This window comes from Vibrio sinensis (assembly GCF_003605645.1).
Taxonomy (GTDB): Bacteria; Pseudomonadota; Gammaproteobacteria; order Enterobacterales; family Vibrionaceae; genus Vibrio; species Vibrio sinensis.
The window spans coordinates 1-450 of sequence record NZ_QVMU01000164.1; the positions used below are offsets into that span (position 1 = coordinate 1).

The window sequence follows — 450 nt, forward strand, 5'->3', positions numbered from 1 at the left end:
GAAAACATCACGCTAAGCGGCGTTGCCAGGATTGAGGCTGCCTCCCTCAGTAAGGCAGGATGAACCATATCCGGGCCAGGAGAAGTGTCAAGTCTTAAGTGCTGCAGTTTCCGGAACAACAAGTCAGCGCTTAGGTCCACTTCAGAAAGTCCTGTGGAATTGCAGATGAAACTGTCGTCAATAAAGTTGATGTCAGCCGGTTGAAATGTTTGAGAGTAATGTGCCGCCAGAAGGTTAGCGGCGTCGCCATCGTTGTTGGTCGGGCCGTTAAGACCTAGCAGTTGAGAAACTCCTGTTTTGGCTTGACGAAGAGAGGCTGCATAACGGAATAGGCTTCTAGGGTTAGAGGCAAATTTGTCCATAAGCTTTGTTTGGTACTGAAGCCTGTCTTCTCTTATAGCCTTCGTGCATGTGTTCCTGATATGTTTGTATTGCCTATACGCTCCATCG

Annotated in this window: 1 protein-coding gene; it reads right to left on the reverse strand. The window is 48.4% G+C overall.

Annotated elements, in window-relative coordinates; translation table 11 throughout:
- Positions 1–362: hypothetical protein (locus DZ860_RS25455; protein ID WP_207890691.1), on the reverse strand; the 362-nt coding region annotated here is incomplete at its 3' end.
- Positions 363–450 lie beyond the last annotated feature (88 nt).